The sequence below is a fragment of the Brevundimonas sp. genome, from assembly GCF_030704825.1.
Taxonomy (GTDB): domain Bacteria; phylum Pseudomonadota; class Alphaproteobacteria; order Caulobacterales; family Caulobacteraceae; genus Brevundimonas.
In genome coordinates, this window is sequence record NZ_JAUYNX010000021.1 from 135293 (window position 1) to 153207 (window position 17915).

At 70.5% G+C, this 17915-nt stretch carries 22 protein-coding genes and 1 pseudogene; 10 read left to right on the forward strand and 13 right to left on the reverse strand.

Annotated elements, in window-relative coordinates:
* Window positions 1-25 precede the first annotated feature (25 nt).
* A complete protein-coding gene (locus Q8Q71_RS11535) occupies window positions 26-544 on the reverse strand; it encodes an SH3 domain-containing protein (RefSeq protein ID WP_305759737.1) in 519 nt (172 codons plus the stop codon).
* Window positions 545-625: 81 nt separating this feature from the next.
* On the opposite strand from Q8Q71_RS11535, the gene Q8Q71_RS11540 reads away from it, so the two are divergent.
* Both Q8Q71_RS11540 and Q8Q71_RS11545 read left to right on the forward strand, forming a co-directional pair.
* A complete protein-coding gene (locus tag Q8Q71_RS11540; RefSeq protein WP_305759738.1) occupies window positions 626-1612 on the forward strand; it encodes a D-glycerate dehydrogenase in 987 nt (328 codons plus the stop codon).
* A gap of 65 nt (window positions 1613-1677) precedes the next feature.
* A complete protein-coding gene (locus Q8Q71_RS11545; RefSeq protein ID WP_305759739.1) occupies window positions 1678-3711 on the forward strand; it encodes a S9 family peptidase in 2034 nt (677 codons plus the stop codon).
* Here the strand turns inward: Q8Q71_RS11545 and Q8Q71_RS11550 are convergent.
* Window positions 3708-4454, reverse strand: a complete 747-nt coding sequence (locus Q8Q71_RS11550; protein ID WP_305759740.1) for a molybdopterin-synthase adenylyltransferase MoeB — start codon at window positions 4452-4454, stop codon at window positions 3708-3710. The two genes, Q8Q71_RS11545 and Q8Q71_RS11550, sit on opposite strands and share 4 nt — an antisense overlap.
* Window positions 4455-4500: 46 nt before the next feature.
* Window positions 4501-4890, reverse strand: a complete 390-nt coding sequence (locus Q8Q71_RS11555) for a BLUF domain-containing protein (protein WP_305759741.1) — start codon at window positions 4888-4890, stop codon at window positions 4501-4503.
* 141 nt (window positions 4891-5031) lie between these two features.
* On the opposite strand from Q8Q71_RS11555, the gene hslV reads away from it, so the two are divergent.
* From hslV to hslU, 4 genes are all read left to right on the forward strand, one after another.
* A complete protein-coding gene (hslV, locus tag Q8Q71_RS11560; protein ID WP_305759742.1) occupies window positions 5032-5589 on the forward strand; it encodes an ATP-dependent protease subunit HslV in 558 nt (185 codons plus the stop codon).
* A gap of 66 nt (window positions 5590-5655) precedes the next feature.
* Complete coding sequence (locus Q8Q71_RS11565; protein WP_305759743.1) at window positions 5656-6516, forward strand: DUF4440 domain-containing protein; 861 nt, start codon at window positions 5656-5658, stop codon at window positions 6514-6516.
* A gap of 47 nt (window positions 6517-6563) precedes the next feature.
* Window positions 6564-6971 (forward strand): GxxExxY protein, encoded by a 408-nt coding sequence (locus Q8Q71_RS11570; protein ID WP_305759744.1) that lies wholly within the window; start codon window positions 6564-6566, stop codon window positions 6969-6971.
* Between the two features lie 87 nt (window positions 6972-7058).
* Window positions 7059-8360, forward strand: coding sequence for an ATP-dependent protease ATPase subunit HslU (gene hslU, locus Q8Q71_RS11575; protein ID WP_305759745.1), 1302 nt, complete (start codon window positions 7059-7061; stop codon window positions 8358-8360).
* A gap of 9 nt (window positions 8361-8369) precedes the next feature.
* Here the strand turns inward: hslU and Q8Q71_RS11580 are convergent, their stop codons facing one another.
* On the reverse strand, window positions 8370-8591 hold the full coding sequence (locus Q8Q71_RS11580) for a hypothetical protein (protein ID WP_305759746.1): 222 nt from the start codon (window positions 8589-8591) through the stop codon (window positions 8370-8372).
* Between the two features lie 145 nt (window positions 8592-8736).
* On the opposite strand from Q8Q71_RS11580, the pseudogene Q8Q71_RS11585 reads away from it, so the two are divergent.
* Window positions 8737-9200: pseudogene (locus tag Q8Q71_RS11585) on the forward strand (MmcB family DNA repair protein); the annotation flags it as partial.
* On the opposite strand, the gene Q8Q71_RS11590 reads toward Q8Q71_RS11585, so the two are convergent.
* From Q8Q71_RS11590 to rph, 6 genes are all read right to left on the reverse strand, one after another.
* Complete coding sequence (locus Q8Q71_RS11590; protein WP_305759747.1) at window positions 9180-9650, reverse strand: COG3650 family protein; 471 nt, start codon at window positions 9648-9650, stop codon at window positions 9180-9182. The pseudogene Q8Q71_RS11585 and the gene Q8Q71_RS11590 overlap by 21 nt on opposite strands.
* Before the next feature lie 70 nt (window positions 9651-9720).
* The gene (locus Q8Q71_RS11595) at window positions 9721-10680 is read right to left on the reverse strand and encodes a magnesium transporter CorA family protein (RefSeq protein WP_305759748.1); all 960 of its coding nucleotides are present in this window, start codon (window positions 10678-10680) and stop codon (window positions 9721-9723) included.
* Between the two features lie 27 nt (window positions 10681-10707).
* The gene (locus tag Q8Q71_RS11600) at window positions 10708-11229 is read right to left on the reverse strand and encodes a CHAP domain-containing protein (protein ID WP_305759749.1); all 522 of its coding nucleotides are present in this window, start codon (window positions 11227-11229) and stop codon (window positions 10708-10710) included.
* Between the two features lie 40 nt (window positions 11230-11269).
* A complete protein-coding gene (locus tag Q8Q71_RS11605; RefSeq protein ID WP_305759750.1) occupies window positions 11270-12412 on the reverse strand; it encodes an acyltransferase in 1143 nt (380 codons plus the stop codon).
* A 55-nt stretch (window positions 12413-12467) separates the two neighbouring features.
* Window positions 12468-12839, reverse strand: a complete 372-nt coding sequence (locus Q8Q71_RS11610; protein ID WP_305759751.1) for a hypothetical protein — start codon at window positions 12837-12839, stop codon at window positions 12468-12470.
* A gap of 74 nt (window positions 12840-12913) precedes the next feature.
* A complete protein-coding gene (gene rph, locus Q8Q71_RS11615; RefSeq protein ID WP_305759752.1) occupies window positions 12914-13630 on the reverse strand; it encodes a ribonuclease PH in 717 nt (238 codons plus the stop codon).
* Between the two features lie 45 nt (window positions 13631-13675).
* Between rph and Q8Q71_RS11620 the strand changes: the two genes are divergently transcribed.
* Genes Q8Q71_RS11620 through grpE form a run of 3 tightly spaced genes read left to right on the forward strand, consistent with a single transcriptional unit; the run spans window position 13676 to window position 15572 of the window.
* The gene (locus Q8Q71_RS11620) at window positions 13676-13858 is read left to right on the forward strand and encodes a hypothetical protein (RefSeq protein ID WP_305759753.1); all 183 of its coding nucleotides are present in this window, start codon (window positions 13676-13678) and stop codon (window positions 13856-13858) included.
* A 26-nt stretch (window positions 13859-13884) separates the two neighbouring features.
* Window positions 13885-14943, forward strand: coding sequence for a heat-inducible transcriptional repressor HrcA (gene hrcA / locus Q8Q71_RS11625; RefSeq protein ID WP_305759822.1), 1059 nt, complete (start codon window positions 13885-13887; stop codon window positions 14941-14943).
* 47 nt (window positions 14944-14990) lie between these two features.
* Entirely contained in the window at window positions 14991-15572 is a 582-nt protein-coding gene (grpE, locus tag Q8Q71_RS11630) for a nucleotide exchange factor GrpE (RefSeq protein ID WP_371315958.1), read from the forward strand.
* 169 nt (window positions 15573-15741) lie between these two features.
* Here the strand turns inward: grpE and Q8Q71_RS11635 are convergent, their stop codons facing one another.
* From Q8Q71_RS11635 to Q8Q71_RS11645, 3 genes are all read right to left on the reverse strand, one after another.
* Complete coding sequence (locus Q8Q71_RS11635; RefSeq protein WP_305759755.1) at window positions 15742-16662, reverse strand: dienelactone hydrolase family protein; 921 nt, start codon at window positions 16660-16662, stop codon at window positions 15742-15744.
* 57 nt (window positions 16663-16719) lie between these two features.
* Window positions 16720-17355 (reverse strand): alpha-ketoglutarate-dependent dioxygenase AlkB, encoded by a 636-nt coding sequence (locus Q8Q71_RS11640; RefSeq protein WP_305759756.1) that lies wholly within the window; start codon window positions 17353-17355, stop codon window positions 16720-16722.
* A gap of 72 nt (window positions 17356-17427) precedes the next feature.
* Window positions 17428-17832, reverse strand: a complete 405-nt coding sequence (locus Q8Q71_RS11645; protein ID WP_305759757.1) for a hypothetical protein — start codon at window positions 17830-17832, stop codon at window positions 17428-17430.
* Window positions 17833-17915: the final 83 nt, after the last annotated feature.

Here is a 17915-nt window from a genome sequence, read left to right on the forward strand (position 1 = left end):
GCTCAACATTTTAGCGGCGGCGCGGTCAGGGCGCGGCCCGGCGTCCCGGGCCCGCGGGCCGGGCGGCGTTGCACAGAAGGCGGTCCTGGGCGCCGAAGACGTCGGCCTGGCGCACGAAGCCGCGCAGACGACGGGCGCGGACCTCGCACCAGCCTTCCTCGCATTCGTCCAGCGAGGCCAGGGAACGCGGCGCCAGCCGGGCCCGCAGGGGCGCGGTTACCGAGCGGCCGGCGCGGATCGGGATCTCGGCGTCCGAGGCGTTGAAGACGCTGCGGCGGCTGGAGACCACGCTGCGGTGGACCCAGGCCACGGCCCCCTCGGGATCGCAGATCTTGCGCCACTCGGCGGTCTCGGCGATCACCTGCACCGGCAGGCCCGAGGCGCGGTATTCCCACAGGATGCGGTAGTCGAGACCGGGGCCGGAGCGCGCCCGCACCTCGTCGGACTTCAGCGACAGCCAGCGCGGCACGGGCTGGCCGCTCGGCGTCGGGCGGCCGTCCGGCATGGTCTGGCCGGCGCCGGCCAGGACGGCGGCGCCGAGCACGCCGGCGACGACAGCGAGCCTTTGGAGGCGGGAGCGAGCTTTGCTAGACACCGTCTGCGTCCGTGTAACCGAAGGCTCCCAATGTCCGCGCCCAGACTTAAGGTCGTGTTAACCAGACGTCTGCCGGACGCGGTCGAGACGCGCATGCGCGAACTGTTCGACGCCGAGCTGAACCTGACCGACACGCCCATGGACCGGGCGGCGCTGGAAGCGGCGGTGCGCCGCGCCGACGTCCTGGTCCCGACCATCACCGACGCCATCGACGCCGCGCTGATCGCCGCGGCCGGCGACCAGCTGAGGATGATCGCCAATTTCGGCGCCGGCGTGGACCACATCGACGTCGACGCCGCCGTGGGCCGGGGCCTGATCGTCACCAATACGCCGGGCGTCCTGACCGAGGACACCGCCGACCTGGCCATGGGCCTGATCCTCGCCGTCAGCCGCCGCATCGTGGAGGGCGCGCAGGTCGTCGCGGAGGGCCGGTTCGAGGGCTGGAACCCGACCTGGATGATGGGGCGCAAGCTGTGGGGGAAGCGTCTGGGCATCGTGGGCATGGGCCGGATCGGCCAGGCGCTGGCGCGGCGGGCCAGGGCCTTCGGCATGCAGGTCCACTACCACAACCGCAAGCCGGTCCCGGACATGATCGCCGAGGAACTGGGGGCGACCTGGTGGGACGACCTGGACCAGATGCTGGCGCGGATGGACATGATCTCGCTGAACTGCCCGGCGACGCGGGAAACCCACCACCTGCTGTCCGCGGAGCGGCTGGCCCGGCTGCAGCCCCACGCCCTGCTGATCAACACCGCGCGCGGCGAGCTGATCGACGAGGCGGCCCTGGCCGACGCCGTGGCCCGGCGCGCCATCGCCGGAGTCGGACTGGACGTCTATGAGCACGAGCCGGCCGTCCACCCGGGCCTGCTGGGCCAGGCCAATGTCGTGCTTCTGCCCCACCTCGGGTCGGCGACGATCGAGGCCCGTCAGGACATGGGCGACCGCGTCATCGCCAACATCCAGACCTTCGCCAACGGCCACCGGCCGCCCGATCGGGTGATCCCGGCGATGCTGTAACCGCTCCGCGACTTGACGCGGCCCGAAACCTTGGGTTGGTAGGCGGCCGGGCAGGGGGCGTAATCATGACCATCGGAATCACCGCGGCGACGCGGCTGGCGTTCTCGCGCCGGGGGCTTCTGGCCGGAGCGGGCGGCCTGGGCCTGGCGGCGGCGGCGGGACCGGCGGCGGCGCGCCAGGCGACGCCCTACGCCCTGGAGGATTTCTTCGCCCGGGACGGCGTGCGCTCCGTCGCCCTGTCCCCCTCCGGCGAACGCATCGCGATAATCCGCGAGACCTGGACCGGCGGACAGCGCCGCGCGGTCCTGGACACCCTCGACGCCGCCGACCTCACGCGTCCGCCGCTGCGGGCGCCGATCGGCGACGTCGATTGCGAAGCGATGGAGTGGGCCAGCGACGACCGGCTTCTGGTCTGGGTGGCGGTGAAGACCCGCAGTTCGCTGGACCGCAGTTCCGCCCGGTCCCTGATCGCATCCGGCGGGGATGAAATCGTCTCGCGGCGGGTCATCTCGATCGATCCCGACACCGGGGGAGCCGTGGTCCTGTTCGGCGGCGACCAGCGCCGGATGCGCACGACCCACAATCTCGGCGTCACGGCCGACCTGCTGCACGACGATCCCGAACATGTGCTGATGATCGCTCCGACCGCGGCCCGGGGGATCGCCGCCCTGTACAAGGTCAACGTCCTGACCGGCCGGGCCGAGGAATTCGAGCGCGGCGACTTCGACACCGTGGGGTGGAAGACCCGCAACGGCGTGCCGGTGCTGCGCTACGACATCAACGACGCCGGCAACACCTTCGAGATCATGGCCCGCGCCGTGGGAGAGCGGCAGTGGACCCTGGTGCGGCGGGTGCCGATCTTCGAGGCGCCGGAGTTCGCCTTCGTGTCCATGACCGACCGCGACGACGTCATCCTGGTTTCGGCGCGGCTGGACGGCGAGGACGTCCAGTCGGTCCGCGAGCTCAATCTGCGAACCCGCGAATACGGATCGCCCATGACCAGCCGCGAGGGGGCCGATGTGGCCGGCGGGCTGACCGACGACCGGGGCGTCTACCTGGGCGCGGCCTACTGGAACGACCGGCTGGAGTACGATTTCGCCGAGGCCGGCCTGGCGCCGCACCACCGGGCCATGAACCGGTTCTTCGATGACAGCTGCAATGTTCGGCTGGACGACGTCGACCGGGCCCGCAACCGGTTCATCGCCTACGTCAGCGGCCCCCAGGAGCCGGGGGCCTGGTACCTCTACGACCGCGGGGCGCGCAGCTTCGTCAACCTGGCCCCGCGCACGGCCCTGTCGGCGGAGCGGCTGGCCCGGACCGAGGCGGTGGACGTGACGACCCGGGACGGCGCGACCATCCGCGCCTATCTGACCGCGCCCCCCGGCGGGGCCCCGGGCCCGCTGGTGGTCATGCCGCATGGGGGCCCCGAGGTGCGGGACGTGTTCGGATGGGACCGGACCGTCCAGGTGCTGGCGGCCCAGGGCTGGTGGGTCGTGCAGCCGAATTTCCGCGGTTCGGGCGGCTACGGCCGGGCGTTCGCCGGCGAGGGCTGGGGCCGCTGGGGCGAGCGGATGCAGGAGGACGTCGAGGACACGGTGGCCCAGGTGGTGCGCGAGCGCGGGCTGGACGGCGACCGGGTCGGCATCATGGGCATCAGCTACGGCGGCTACGCCGCCCTGATGGGCGCGGTGCGGCGGCCGGACCTGTACAAGGCGGCGATAGGCGTTTGCGGCGTCTACGACCTGCCGGAGATGCTGTCCTTCGCGCGGCGGGACGATCCCACGCCCCGCAACGAGATCTACAACTACTGGGTCAAGCGGATCGGCGATCCGGGTGCGAACCACGACGCGCTGGACGCCGCCTCCCCGCGTCAGCGGGCCGAGGCGGTCCGTTGCCCGGTGATGCTGGTGCACGGGGTCGACGACCCGGTCGTGCCGGTGTTCCAGTCCCGACGGATGAAGGACGCCCTGCAGGCCGCCGGCCAGGTGAACGTGGACTACGCCGAGATCCCCAACAGCGGCCACGCCGACTGGGAGGACGAGGTCGAACAGGCGCTGTTGCAGCGCTACGTCGCCCTGCTGCGCCGCGCCTTCGCCTAGGGTCCGCCCGGCCCGCACACCGGACATTCCGGGTCGGGAACGACGGCGACCGTTCGCGCGGTTCCGGCCAGGCCGTCGTAGAGCAGCAGGCGGCCCGTCAGGGGCGTGCCCGCGCCGGCGATCAGCTTGATCGTCTCGAGCGCGGCCATCGACCCGACCACGCCGGCCAGGGCGCCGACCACGCCGACCCGGGCGCAGGTTTCGGCCTCGGGCGGGGCGGCGGGCACGAGGCAGCGGTAGCAGGGCCGTCCGGCGAAGACGCCCAGCTGACCGCTCCAGCGGCCCAGGGCGCCCGATACGAGCGGGATGCGCGCCGCCACGCAGGCGGCGTTGACGGCGAAGCGGGTTCCGAAATCGTCGGTCCCGTCGACGACCACGTCGCAGCCCGCGATCAGGCGCGCGGCGCTGTCCGGGGTCAGGCGTTCGGCGACCGGTTCGATCCGGACGTGGGGGTTGAGCGCGGTCAGGGCCTCCGCCCCGGCCTCGACCTTGGCGCGGCCGATGTCGGACGTCGCGAAGCCGATCTGGCGCTGCAGGTTGGACAGGGCGACCGTGTCGTCGTCGATCAGGCGCAGGGTTCCGACCCCGGCCGCGGCCAGATAGAGGGCCGCCGGCGAACCGACCCCGCCCAGGCCGATCAGGCCCACGCGCGCGGCCCTCAGCCGCTGCTGTCCCGGCCCGCCCAGTTCGGCGAGCACCAGATGGCGGGCGTAGCGTTCGATTTCGTCGTCGGAGAAGATCACCGTCCCCCGTTAGGCCGCGCCGGCCTTCAGGTCCACGCCGGCGCGGTCAGGCCGCCTTGCGGATGGACAGCAGGGCCTCGGCCTCGGCGGCCGTGAGGCGGGAGATGCAGGGCAGGCCGATGCGCTCCAGCAGGGCGGCGGGATCGCCGCAGATGCCCATCGGCTCGGGCAGAAGGCGCGCCGCGACCGGCATGTCCGAGAGGATCCGTACGCCCGTGTGACGGGGATCGGTCAGAATCCGGCGCATCAGCCGGTCGAGATCGCCGCGGGCCCCTTCCAGCGCCTGGAGGATATGTCCCTCATGGAACATCAGGCAGCCGGTGACATGGTCGCGGCGATTGTTGCGTTCGGAGACGCCGAGAATCTGGGCGATCGACAGGGTCGAAGCGCCGGTCGCTCCAACCGCTTCGCTGGCATAGATCACGCGATGAAGCACGACGCTTCCCTTATATGGCGATTTGTGGGGTTAAGTTTGTCAATGTAACGGGTTACATCGGCCATAATGTGGCCGAGCGTCACCGTTGAATTCGCTTCGATTCCGCTTGCCGGGCCGCATTTCGGTCGCCATCTGAAATGGATGATGAACGCGAACCCCAACTTCCCCGACTGGCACGGCACCACCATCCTGGCGGTGCGCAAGAACGGCCGCACGGTCATCGCCGGCGACGGCCAGGTCTCGATGGGACCGACCATCGTCAAGGGCGCGGCGCGCAAGGTGCGGACCCTCGCCGGCGGCAAGGTGCTGGCGGGCTTCGCCGGCGCCACGGCCGACGCCTTCACCCTGATCGAGCGGCTCGAGGCCAAGCTGGAGCAGTATCCGGACCAGCTGGCGCGGGCCTGCGTCGACCTGGCCAAGGACTGGCGCACCGACCGCTACCTGCGCCGGCTCGAGGCCATGCTGCTGGTCGCGGACAAGAGTTCGATCTTCACCGTCACCGGCGTCGGCGACGTGCTGGAGCCGGAACACGGCGTGGCCGCGGTCGGATCGGGCGGCAATTTCGCCCTGTCGGCAGCCCGCGCCCTGCTGGACCACACGGAGATGGACGCCGAGGCGATCGCCCGCCGGGCCATGGCCATCGCGGCGGACATCTGCGTCTACACCAACGGGAATCTGACCGTGGAGACCCTGGACTGACCCTGACAAGGATTTAACGGGACAGCCCCGCTTCGCTGGCGTTCCATGCCGGGCGGAGGATTTCCCATGCGCCGTCTCGCCGTTCTCGCCCTGGCCCTGGCCTTGCTGGCGGCCCCCGTGGCCGCACAGGAGCCCGATGTCGCCCCCGTCGTGGCCGCCGAGCGGGGCTTCGCCGCGGATGCGCCCTCGATGGGGATCGCCGGCAGTTTCAACAAATGGTCGGTCCCGGAAGCGATCGTGATCGGCGGCGGGCGGGCCCAACGGATCGGCGAGGTCTATCCCGACCGGCCCAGACCTGCCGACGAACCCTTGCTGGAGTGGTGGCCGAATTTCGCGGGCATTTCGCGTTCGGGCGACCTGGGCTTCACCACCGGCGGCGTCGCCGTCAACGGCCAGCGCACCGGCCACTACTTCACCATCTGGAAGCGCCAGCCCGACGGATCGTGGAAATGGGTCTACGACGGCGGCTCCGGGGCCAGCGCGGCGGACGTGCCGGGTCCGGAGATCGAGCCCGTGATTCTGCCGATGGCGCCGCAGGGTTCGGGGTCGGCGGAACAGGCCATGATCGAGGTCGAGGCCATGGAGGCCGAACTGGCCGCCTTCGCCCACGACCAGAAGACGGTCCACCTGCGCATGCTTGCTGACAACGGGCGGCTCTATGTGGCGCCTCTTCCGCCGGCGATCGGGCGCGAGGCTTTCGCCGGGGCGCTGGCGGAATGGCCGGCCGGGTTCGCCTTCGGCCCCGCCGAGGGCGGCGGGTCGTCGCAGGCGGGGGATCTGGTCTGGACCTATGGAGGGGCGGCCTGGAGGCGGGACGGGCAGGCCCGGACCGGCCACTATGTGCGGCTGTGGCAGCGGCAGGAGGAAGGCTGGAAAATCGTCCTGGCCCAGCTGATCCCCGCCCCGCCGCCTCCCGCCGGAGGCTGAGCCGCTCCCCGCTGCCGCCAACTGGTTCATCACGAAGATCACCAAGGATGCACGAAGGACACGAAGGGACCGAACCGATTTCCGAATCCGTTGAGCGGATCGGACGCGCCGTCGTGGACGCGGCCTTGGCTGTGCATCGGGCGCTGGGGCCGGGACTGCTCGAATCCGTCTATGAGACCTGCCTGGTAGAGGAGTTGAAGCAGAGAGGATTGACGACCGATCGTCAGATCGGCGTGCCGGTCGTTTACGGCGATGTCCGGATGGATGTCGGCTTTCGGCTCGATCTGCTCGTCGAAAAATGCGTGGTGGTGGAAATCAAGTCGATCGACGCCCTGGCGTCGATCCATACGGCCCAGGTTCTGACCTACCTGCGCTTCTCGGGTCTCAGGCTCGGTTACCTCATCAATTTCAACACCGGCCTCCTCAAGCATGGCCTTCGCCGCCTCGTGCTCTGACCCCTTGGTGTTCTTCGTGCCCTTCTTCGTGTCCTTCGTGACGAACCGCCCCTCCCCAATCCCGTATCGCCCCACCATCTGCCATTCATGACCGAACTCTCTCCCCGCGAAATCGTCTCCGAACTCGACCGCTTCATTGTCGGCCAGGACGACGCCAAGCGCGCCGTGGCCGTGGCGCTGCGCAACCGGTGGCGCAGGAAGCGCGTGCCCGACGACCTGCGCGACGAGGTCACGCCCAAGAACATCCTGATGATCGGCCCCACGGGCGTCGGCAAGACCGAGATCGCCCGCCGCCTCGCCCGGCTGGCCGGGGCCCCGTTCCTCAAGATCGAGGCGACCAAATTCACCGAGGTCGGCTATGTCGGCCGCGACGTGGATTCGATCATGCGCGATCTGGTGGAGGCCGCCCTGGTCATGGTCCGCGACAAGCGGCGGATCGGCGTCAAGGCGAAGGCGGAAGCGGCGGCCGAGGAGCGGATTCTCGACGCCCTGGTCGGCCCGGGATCCCAGCCGGCCACCCGCGACAGTTTCCGCAGGAAGCTGCGCGCGGGCGAGCTGGACGACAAGGAGATCGAGGTCCAGCTGGCCGATACGACGTCCCCGATGCAGGGGCTGGATCTGCCCGGCGGCGGCAATGTCGGCATGATCAACCTGTCCGAAATGCTGGGCAAGCTGGGCGGCGGACGGACCCGAACCGTCAGGCTGGCGGTGCGCGACGCCGTGGCGCCGCTGACAACCGAGGAAGGCGACAAACTGCTGGACCAGGAGAGCCTGACCGCCGAGGCCCTGTCGCTGGCCGAGAACGAGGGCATCGTCTTCATCGACGAGATCGACAAGGTCGCCGGCCGGTCGGACCGCACCGGCGGCGACGTCAGCCGCGAAGGCGTGCAGCGCGACCTGCTGCCCCTGATCGAGGGCACCACCGTCTCGACCAAATACGGGCCGGCCAAGTCGGACCATGTGCTGTTCATCGCCTCGGGCGCCTTCCATGTCGCCAAACCCTCGGACCTGCTGCCCGAGCTGCAGGGGCGGCTGCCGATCCGGGTCGAACTCAAGGCCCTGACCCGCGACGACTTCGTGCGCATCCTGACCGAGCCCGAGGCCAATCTGATCCGGCAGAACCAGGCCCTGCTGGCCACCGAGGACGTGACCCTGACCTTCACCCCGGACGCGGTCGAGGCGCTGGCCGACGCCGCGGTGGCCGCCAATGGCGCGGTCGAGAACATCGGGGCGCGGCGGCTGGTGACGGTGATCGAGCGGGTACTGGAGGAGACCAGCTTCAAGGCCTCGGATCTGGCCGGCCAGACCGTCGCCTTTGACGGCGAGCGGGTGCGGAACCTGGTCGCCGAACTGGCCCGCGACGCCGACCTGAGCCGCTACATCCTCTGAACGGCCCGTTCAGGGTTCGGGCGAGGCGGCCATGGCCGGGCCCGCCCCGATCTGTCCCGGCAGGGCCTCGACCACGCCCATAGCCATGTGCGCGTCGTGGCGCGTATCGACCGCGCGGAAGACGTACAGGCACAGAACGGCCACCAGGCTGGTGACCAGCAGATTGATCAGCCACAGCCCGCTGGCGCCGCCGCGGTTCCGTCTCGCTCCGGGATCGTGATCGAACGACATCGGCCCCCTGGTTCCCTGTTCAGAATGGTTAATAGCCCGCCGTTATCCGAACCGGCAATCGTCAGGGCCCCGGACCGGCATGAATCATCCCCAGCCTGGGGACAGACGGGTTGAAATCGGAACATATGCCGAACATAAAGACCGGATGGCCGCTTCCGCCCTGCAGATCGACCTGGTCTTCAGCCGTCCGCAGACCACCCTGTCGGTGACGCGGGGGGCGGGACGGCTGATGGTCGACCTGGGCTACGCCCCCCTGCTGGAGGTCGGCCTGCCCAATGGACGGCGCGCCGACGTGATGGCCCTGGGCCCGCGCGGCGACATCGTCATCTGCGAGGTCAAGTCGGGCGTGGACGACTATCGGGTCGACCGAAAATGGGGCGAATACGGCCCGTACTGCGACGCCTTCTATTTCGCCGTCGCCCCCGAGTTCCCGCACGAAATCCTGCCCGACCAGCCCGGGCTGATCGTCGCCGACGGTTTCGGCGGGGCGGTGGTGCGGGACGCGCCCCTGACGCCCCTGGCGCCGGCCCGGCGCAAGGCCCTGACCCTGGCCTTCGCCCGGCTGGGGGCGATGCGGTCGCTGAGGGATCAGCCCGCCGGTTGAGCCTTTTCCACCACGGGGCCGCTTTCTCCGGTCGACATGATGGCGGCGACCGAGGCGGCGCAGCCGGTCAGGGTCTCGTCGCCGATCCGGACGATGGCCGACAGGGGATAGGTGCGGTCGCTCATGCCGTCGGAGCATTCGGTGGCGGCCAGCATGACGCTGATCGGGTTTCCCGCGGCGGTCACGCCGTCGAAGGTGGCCGTGGTGCCCTGAATCACGGCCCGGGGCTGGGGCGCGCGCTGCTCGGGGCGATCGGCGCCGGAATAGACCATCTCGGTTCCCGTCAGGTCGACGCCCCAGAAGGGTTCGGTGCCGAGGGCGCGCACCGGCCGGCTCAGGTCGACGCCCGCCAGAACCGGGACGGGTTCGGGCGCGGGCCCCGGCGCGGGGGCCTCAGGCTCCCGCGAACAGGCCGAAAGGGCGAGGACGGACAGGACGGCGAATGCAGCGCGCATGGGGATCTCCGGGGCTGACCGCAGAAAGCGCGGACCGGAGCGGCGGGTCAACCCCGCACCCGCTCCTGTCTCAGAGCCAGCCCTTCCGCTTGAACCAGGCCAGCGGCAGCATCACCGACACCACCATGGCGATCAACGCCGCCGGATACCCCCACCGCTGCGACAGTTCGGGCATGAAGTCGAAATTCATGCCGTAGATCGAGGCGATCAGGGTCGGCGGCAACAGGGCCACCGCCGCGACGGAGAAGATCTTGATGATCGACGACCGCTCGATGTTGATCAGACCCAGCGCCGCCGACAGCTGAAAATTGATCGAGGCCGCCGCCGACTGGTTGTGGGTCGTGAGGCTTTCGGCGTCGCGGCCGAGCGAACGCAGATGGGCCCTGGCCTCGTCGGTCCTGACCCGCTCATCCACCCCCACGAAGGCGAAGATGCGCAGCAGGCTGGCCAGACTCTGTTCGATGCGGGCGTTGGCGATCTGGGCCTGGCCCAGCCTGGCGATCAGCTTCTCGAACCCGACCGTCCGGCCGCCCGAGAAGACATGGGTGGCGATCCCTTCCACCCGGTCGACATTCTTCGACAGGATGTCCGAGGCGCGATCGATCACCGCCTCCATCAGATTCAGGAACATGTCGGTTCCGGACGCGCACAGGGCGGGTTCGTGATCCAGCTTCTGGATCAGCATGGAGAAGGGCCGCGGGTCGGCGTAGCGGATCGTCACCAGCGGCCCGTCGGTGAGCACGAAGGTGACCGGCTCGACCCCCGGAATGGGCTCGTCGCTGTGGACGATAATGTCGGCGGTGGCGTAGGTGGCGCCGTTCTCACGATAGACGCGGCTGGAGGCCTCGAGCTCGGCCATTTCGTCGCGCGTGGGCACCGACAGGCCCAGCGCCCGCTCGACGGCGGCGTCCTCGTCGCGGGTCGGGTCGATCAGGTCGATCCAGATGGCGTCGGCCGGCAGGACCCAGTCCGCGGGATCGACGGTCGACGGCTCGCAGTGGGTGCAGCCGGTGCGGTAGACCCGGATCACGGGCGGGTCCCGACGAACGTCGGGCGATCAGGGGCGGCCGTCGCTGTTCGGCGCCGAGGCCATGAGCACGCCTTCGGACGGCAGCGCGGGGGCTTTGTGGATGAAGCCGTAGGTCGGATAGACGGACGTGCCCAGGTCATGGATCGGGTTGTACCAGACCTTGACCGCGGTCCAATCGCCGTCGTGCGAGACGTCGACGACGGTGACGTTCTCCTCGACCCGGCCGCGGCTGCCGCCCCAGTTGGCGTGGGTCACCCGGATGACGCGGTCGGTGAGAATTTCGGAGACGACGGCGACATGGCCCCGGGTCATCCGGCCGCTGGGCTGGAAGGCCAGCACCGAGCCGGTCTCCGGACGGGCGCTGGTGCGGAACCGGCCCTGGGCCTGGCGCCACCACGTCAGGGCGTCGCCGAAAATGTCGATGCCCGAGAACATCCGGGCGAAGGTCACGCACTGCCAGTACGGCTCGTCGGCCTTTGCTACGGGCGCGGCGCCCAGCACAGAAAGTCCGAAGGTCGCCGCAACCGCGGCGGCTGTGAGCCGTTTCATCATGCTGGCGTGGGTCCCGACCTGCCTCAGTGCGCTAGCCTTAGACGATAGTTTCCGAGGGTTGAAGAACCCTTTCGGGCGAGTCCGTGCGCGCTTTCGCCGCGCTTGACCGCGCCGCCCGGCGGTCGGCGACGCCCCTCAAAGCCTTGCGGGCCGGGCGTTCGACCAGGTGATAGGTGGCCATGGCCGCGACCGGTATGGCCGCGACCGCGAGCAACCACACAATGATGTGAAACCGCTTGTCGTCGGCCCCGGTCAGGCGCGCGGCGACATTGGTCGTGACCAGCAGCACCGGCGCGCAGACCATGTAGATCGAATAGCTGATCTCCCCCAGATAGACCGCCGCCTTCGAACCCATCAGGCCCGCGCGGGCGTTGTCCAGCGAGCCGAGCCCCAGGATCAGGCCGCCGGCCAGCAGCACGGTGACCGGGTCCCACAGCCCCAGCGAGGCGCTGGCCAGCAGGCCGAGGCCGCTGATCAGGGCCACGGGCCCGGCGTACGGGATCGGGGCGCGGCGATAGACCAGATACAGGGCGCAGCCGAGGGCGAAACACGGCACGATCCTGAGCGCGCCCCAGCGGAACGTCGCCTCGGTCAGGGAGAAGCCGGCCAGCGGCTGGAAGGCGGCGTAGATGGCCAGCGCCAACGCCACAGCCCCCATAACGGCCGCGATTGGCCGCTCGCGCAGTCGCCATGCGACGAACGCGAAGGCGGGGAAGGTCAGATAGGCGAACCACTCGGCCGAGATAGACCAGGACGGGTGGTTGAACGCCGAGATCGGGGCCAGTCCCCAGGCATGGGTCATGGTCAGATGCGCCGGCAGGGCGCGCCAGTCCGTCAGGCTGCCGTCGATGCTCAGCCCCGCGGCCGTGCCCGCGATCCCCAGGGCGGCCATGCCGAACAGGGTGACCAGATGCAGCGGATAGACCCGCGCGATCCGCGCCCACAGGAAGCCGCCGTACGAATACCGCTTCTGCCCCGCCGCCTCGAGATAGACATGGCTGAGGATGAAGCCCGACAGGACGAAGAAGACCTCGACGCCGAGATAACCCTTGGTCACGGCGACCGGGACCCAGCTGACGTCCAGATGCGGCCAGGCCGTATAGAGCACCACCCACAGGGCGGCGAGGAAGCGCAGGCCGGTCAGGGCGCGCAGGTCGGGGGGTGTCTGGACAGGCGTCATGGCCGGCAGACTGCCGGAACAGGATTGGAAAACGATTAAGCGCCCGCCGCCGGCCTCAGGCGGCGCATTCCGCCGGCCTGGCCTCGCCCGGCGCGTACATTTCGCACGACCGGTCGATCTCGCCCTGGATCATCTCGCAGGGATTGGCGACGTTGCAGGGCGGGTGCGTCGCGGGACTGACGGCGATGCAGCGGTCGACCAGCCGCTGCGCCGCCTCGGCGCCGACGTCGTTCAGGCAGGACACCGGGGCGCCGGCCGGCGTCATCGCCGCGGCGGGATCGACCTCTTCCTGCGGCGGAGCGTCGGCGGGCATTTCCGGGGCCGGAGCTTCGGCGGCGGGCGCGTCCTCCGCGGCCGGTTCAGCGGGGCGGTCGCAGCCGGCCGCCAGGGCGGTCACGGCCATGAGGGCGAGGACGGTCCGACGCATGGGCGCTCCGATCGGTCGCTGGGGAAGGACACCATAGGCATGGTTCGCGCCGGGGCGAAAGCGCCCGGCGCGGCTCAGCGGCCCAGCGCCGCCCGCTGCAGGGCGAACAGCTCGGCGCAGCCGCCCTCGGCCAGCTGGAACAGGCGGTCGAACTCGGCGCGCGAGAAGCCGCGCTTCTCGCCCGTGGCCTGGATCTCGACGATCGCCCCCGCTCCGGTCAGGACGAAGTTGGAATCCGCCTCGGCGGTGGAATCCTCCTCATAGTCCAGGTCCAGCACGGGCAGGTCGCTGCACACGCCGCACGACACCGCCGCGACCTGGTCGAGGATGGGGTCGGTCTTGAGCACGCCCTCGGCGCGCAGATAGTCGAAGGCCGAGGCCATGGCGACCCAGGCGCCGGTGATGGCGGCGGTGCGGGTGCCGCCGTCGGCCTGGATGACGTCGCAGTCCAGCACCACCTGGCGTTCGCCCAGCAGCTTCAGATCGACCACGGCGCGCAGGGAGCGGCCGATCAGGCGCTGGATCTCCTGCGTGCGGCCGGTCTGTTTGCCGCTGGCGGCCTCGCGCCGGCCGCGGGTGTGGGTGGCGCGGGGCAGCATGCCGTATTCCGCCGTGACCCAGCCCGCGCCCTTGCCGCGCATCCAGCCGGGCACATTCTCCTCGACCGAGGCCGTCACCAGCACCTTCGTATGGCCGAACGACACCAGGCAGGAGCCCTCGGCGTAGCGGTTGACGCCGGTCTCGAGGGTGACGGCGCGGAGCTGGTCGGGCAGGCGTTCGGACGGGCGCATACGGTATTCCTTGGAAGCGGCGGCTGGGGTGCTTATCCTGAAACCGTGATCCTGTCCCCCGCATCTTCGGTTCGCCTGCGCCCGGCCACGACCGACGACGCCCCGATGCTGGCGGAGTGGGATCGGGAGCCGCACGTCATCGAATGTTCGACCGACGATCCCGGCGCCGACGGCTGTCTGGCGCATCGGCTGGAGCCGGCGACGTGGGAAGGCCGGACGGAACCATGAAGCCGCCCCTGCTGACCTCGACGGCGATGGAGCCCGGGAGCCTGACCGGTCTGGACCAGCGCGCCCGCGACATCTTCCGGCGCATCGTCGAGACCTATCTGGAAACCGGCGACCCGGTCGGCTCGCGCACCCTGTCGATGACCGGCGTGGCCCTGTCGCCGGCCTCGATCCGCAACACCATGCAGGACCTGACCCTGGCGGGGCTGCTGGGCGCGCCACACACCTCGGCGGGGCGGATCCCGACCCATGCGGGCCTGCGCCTGTTCGTCGACGGCCTGCTGGAGATCGGCGACATCGGGGCCGACGAGCGGCGCGAGATCGACGCACGCCTCGCCGGCCGCGGCCGCAGTTTCGACGAGGCCCTGAACGAGGCCTCCAGCCTGCTGTCCGGCCTCGCCGGCGGCGCCAGCATCGTCGCCAGCCCGATCCGCGAGGCCGGGGTCAAACACGTCGAATTCGTCGCTCTCGGCCACGACCAGGCCCTGGCGGTGCTGGTCGGCGACGACGGCTCGGTCGAGAACCGGCTGATGCCGCTCAAGGCCGGGGTCACCCCCTCGACCCTGACCGAGGCCTCCAACTTCCTCAACGCCCGGCTCAAGGGCCGGCCCCTGCATGAGGCGCGCACCGAGATGCGCACCGAGCTGGACGCCGCCCGCCGGGAGCTGGACGCCGCCGCCGCCCGCCTGGTCGAGGATGGTCTGGCCGCCTGGTCCGGCGGGGCCGAGCGCGAACGGTCCCTGATCGTGCGCGGCCGGGCCAATCTGCTGCACGACCGCGAGACCGCCGAGGATCTGGAGAAGGTCCGCATCCTGTTCGACGACCTGGAGCAGAAGGAACAGCTGATCGGCCTGCTGGACGGGGTGTCGACGGCCCAGGGGGTGCGCATCTTCATCGGGGCGGAAACGCGTCTGTTCTCACTTTCGGGTTCCGCCGTGATCGCGGCGCCCTATATGACGGGCCGACAGCGGGTCCTGGGCGCCATCGGCGTGATCGGACCCGCGCGACTGAACTATGCCCGCATCATCCCGTTGGTGGACTATACCGCCCGGGTGCTGGGGCGAATGCTGGACGGACAAGAGACTTGAGCGACACACACGACGACCTCCCCCACTCCGAGGAACTGGCCGCCGACATCGCGGAGGCCGAGGCTGACGCCGAGGCCGGGCTCGACGACGGCCTCGGACCCATCGACGCCCTGATCGCCGAGCGCGACCAGTGGAAGGACCGCGCCCTGCGCGCCGTCGCCGAGGCCGAGAACACGAAGAAGCGGGCCGAGACCCAGTCCAACGACGCCCGCGCCTACGCCATCCAGCGTTTCGCCCGCGACCTGCTGGGCGTGGCCGACAATCTGGAGCGGGCGCTGCAGGCCGCGCCGAAGAACGCCGACGCGGGCGAGGCCGGCCTGGTCACCGGCCTCGAGCTGACCCAGAAGTCGCTGCTGCAGGCCTTCGAAGCCAACAATCTGAAACGCGTCTCCCCCGAGCCGGGCGAGGCCTTCGATCCCCACCTGCATCAGGCCATGATGGAACAGGTGTCCGACAGCGTTCAGGGCGGTCAGGTGATCCAGACCCTGCAGCCCGGCTACGCCCTGTTCGGCCGCACCGTGCGCCCGGCCATGGTGGTGGTCGCCGCCAGGGGCTCCGGCGCGGCGGCGGGCAATGCGGCCTATGTCGCGGCGGGGGCGACCGGCGGGAATTTCGACCAGAAGGCCTGAACAAAGGCCCACCTCCGTCATCCTCGGGCTTGACCCGGGGATCAGACCGTCCGGTGCGCCTCGAGCGGCAGATGGGGCGCGGTCGCGGGGCCATCCCGAAAGCACAGCCCGCCTCTCGCCTCTGATCCTCGGGTCAAGCCCGAGGATGACGGTGGGGACAGGATAACCTTCAGCTCTTCAGCCGCGCATCGAGGAAGGCCAGCGCCCGGCGCCAGCCGTCGGCCGCGTCGGCGGCGCGATAGCTGTCGCGATAGTCGGCGTGGAAGGCGTGCGGCGCGTCCGGATAGACGTGGATGCCGCTGTCGGTCTGGCCGGCGCGTTGCAGGGCGGCGCGCATGGCCTCGACGCCGGGCAGGGGAATGCCACGATCCTGGCCGCCGTACAGGCCCAGCACCGGACATTTGAGGTCGTCGGCCAGATCGACCGGCCAGGGCTGCCCCGAGGCCGTCTGTTCGGGCGTCGCCGTCTCCGGGGGCGCGAGCCGGCCGTACCAGGCCACGCCGGCGTCCAGCACGGCGAAACGGGCGCAGGCCTGCCACACCACCTTGCCGCCCCAGCAGAAGCCGGTGATCCCGACCTTGTCCGAATCCGCCCACAGCTGCTGGCTGACCCAGTCGAGCGTGGCCGAGACGTCGCCCATCACCTGCTCATAGCCGGCCGCGCCCACGATCTGCTGCACCCGGGTCATGTCCGACAGGGGCGCCGGGTCCTCGACCCGGTTGAAGAAGGCCGGAGCGACGGCCGCATAGCCCGCCTTCGCCAGCCGGCGGCAGACGTCGCGGATATATTCGTGGACCCCGAAGATCTCCGACGCGACCACCACGACGGGCCAGGGCCCGTCGCCCGCGGGCCGGGCCGCAAAGATCGGCAGGGCGAAGCCGTCCGGGGCGGGGATGGTGGTGGTTTCGAGGGTCAGGCCGTCGTCGTCCGTGGTGATCGGCGCCGCCTGGCGGGCCAGGGCCGCCGGGGCGTAGCCGGCGAAGGCCAGGCCGCCCAGAACGCCGGACGAGAGGACGCCGGTCGCCAGGGTGCGGCGGCTGAAGCGGACATCGTCGGGTTCGGGTCCTTCGGGACGGATCAGGGTCGGCATCGGCGGCCTCCGGCTTCGAAGGGCCGGACCTTGGCGCGGCCCCGGCGGGGCGTCCATTCACGATTGCCGTGAAGCTGGCGCGGCCCTTCGCAAGGTCAGGTTGATGCGCCCGCCGCCGGGCACCAGGCTCGACGAACCGGCGATGACCCGGTCGATCCCGTGCCGCGCCAGCCGCGCCGGGCCGGTCAGGGCGCAGACGTCTCCCGACGCCAGCCGGACCGGTTTCGTGGCCCCGCCGCCCGCCGCCCCGATCCGGAACACGGCGGCGTCGCCCAGGGAGACCGAGAGCACCGGCGCGGCCATATCGGCCTCGTCGCGATCCTGATGCAGGCCCATCTTCGCCCCGTCGCGGTACAGATTGACCAGGCAGGCGTCCGGCGACGGCTCCGACCCCGTCAGCGCGCTCCAGAGGTCCAGCAGGAGCCGCGGGATGGGCGGCCAGGCCTCCCCCGTGACCGGGTGGGTCGGCTGATAGCGGTAGCCCGCCCGGTCCGACACCCAGCCCAGCGGACCCAGATTGGTCATCAGCACGGAAAAGGGCCGTCCGCCCGGCGTCACGGGCCGGTAGAAGGGCGCGGCCGCCTCGGCCGCCAGCACCTCGGCCAGCAATCGCGCCTGCTCCGGCGCGGAAAGGGCTCCCGGCCAGAACCGGAAGCCCTCCATTCCCGTATCGATCTCGCGCGCGGAGCCCATGCCCCAAGGTAGGGCGTCCGGCCCGGCGCTCAAGCCGCGAGCGACCGGGTCGTGGGCGCTGGCGCCCCGAAATCAGCGCGTGTAGTAGTAGTCGGCGATCTGGCACACGTTGACGTTGAAGCGGGTCAGCTCCTGGCCGTTGGTGAAGCGGGCCTTGAAGTCGTACAGGCAGGCGCCCGAGCCGTCGTCGATGTTCATCATGATGCTCGAGCCGGCGCCCAGGACGTCGCGGCCCAGCATGTCTTCCTGCCAGCTGTCGACCCGCGAGTCCGAGGCGTAGAAATGGGTCATGGTCCAGCCGGTGTTGTTGTGGATGCGCACCCGGCGGTTCAGGCCGTCGCGCGACTGGGCCGGCGCCGCGACGGCGGTCCTTTCGGCGGCGACCAGCGGCTCGGCGGCCGTGGCGACGGAGGCGGAAGCGGTTCCCAGGGCCGCCGCGATCAGGGCGGCGCGGGCAATGGCGGTGAATGTGGTCACGTCGGTTTCTCCCCAGCGGCCGGACCGGTTCGGTGCGGCTATGACGGCGTTATGCCATCGTCCGCACGCCGCCGCATCTGACG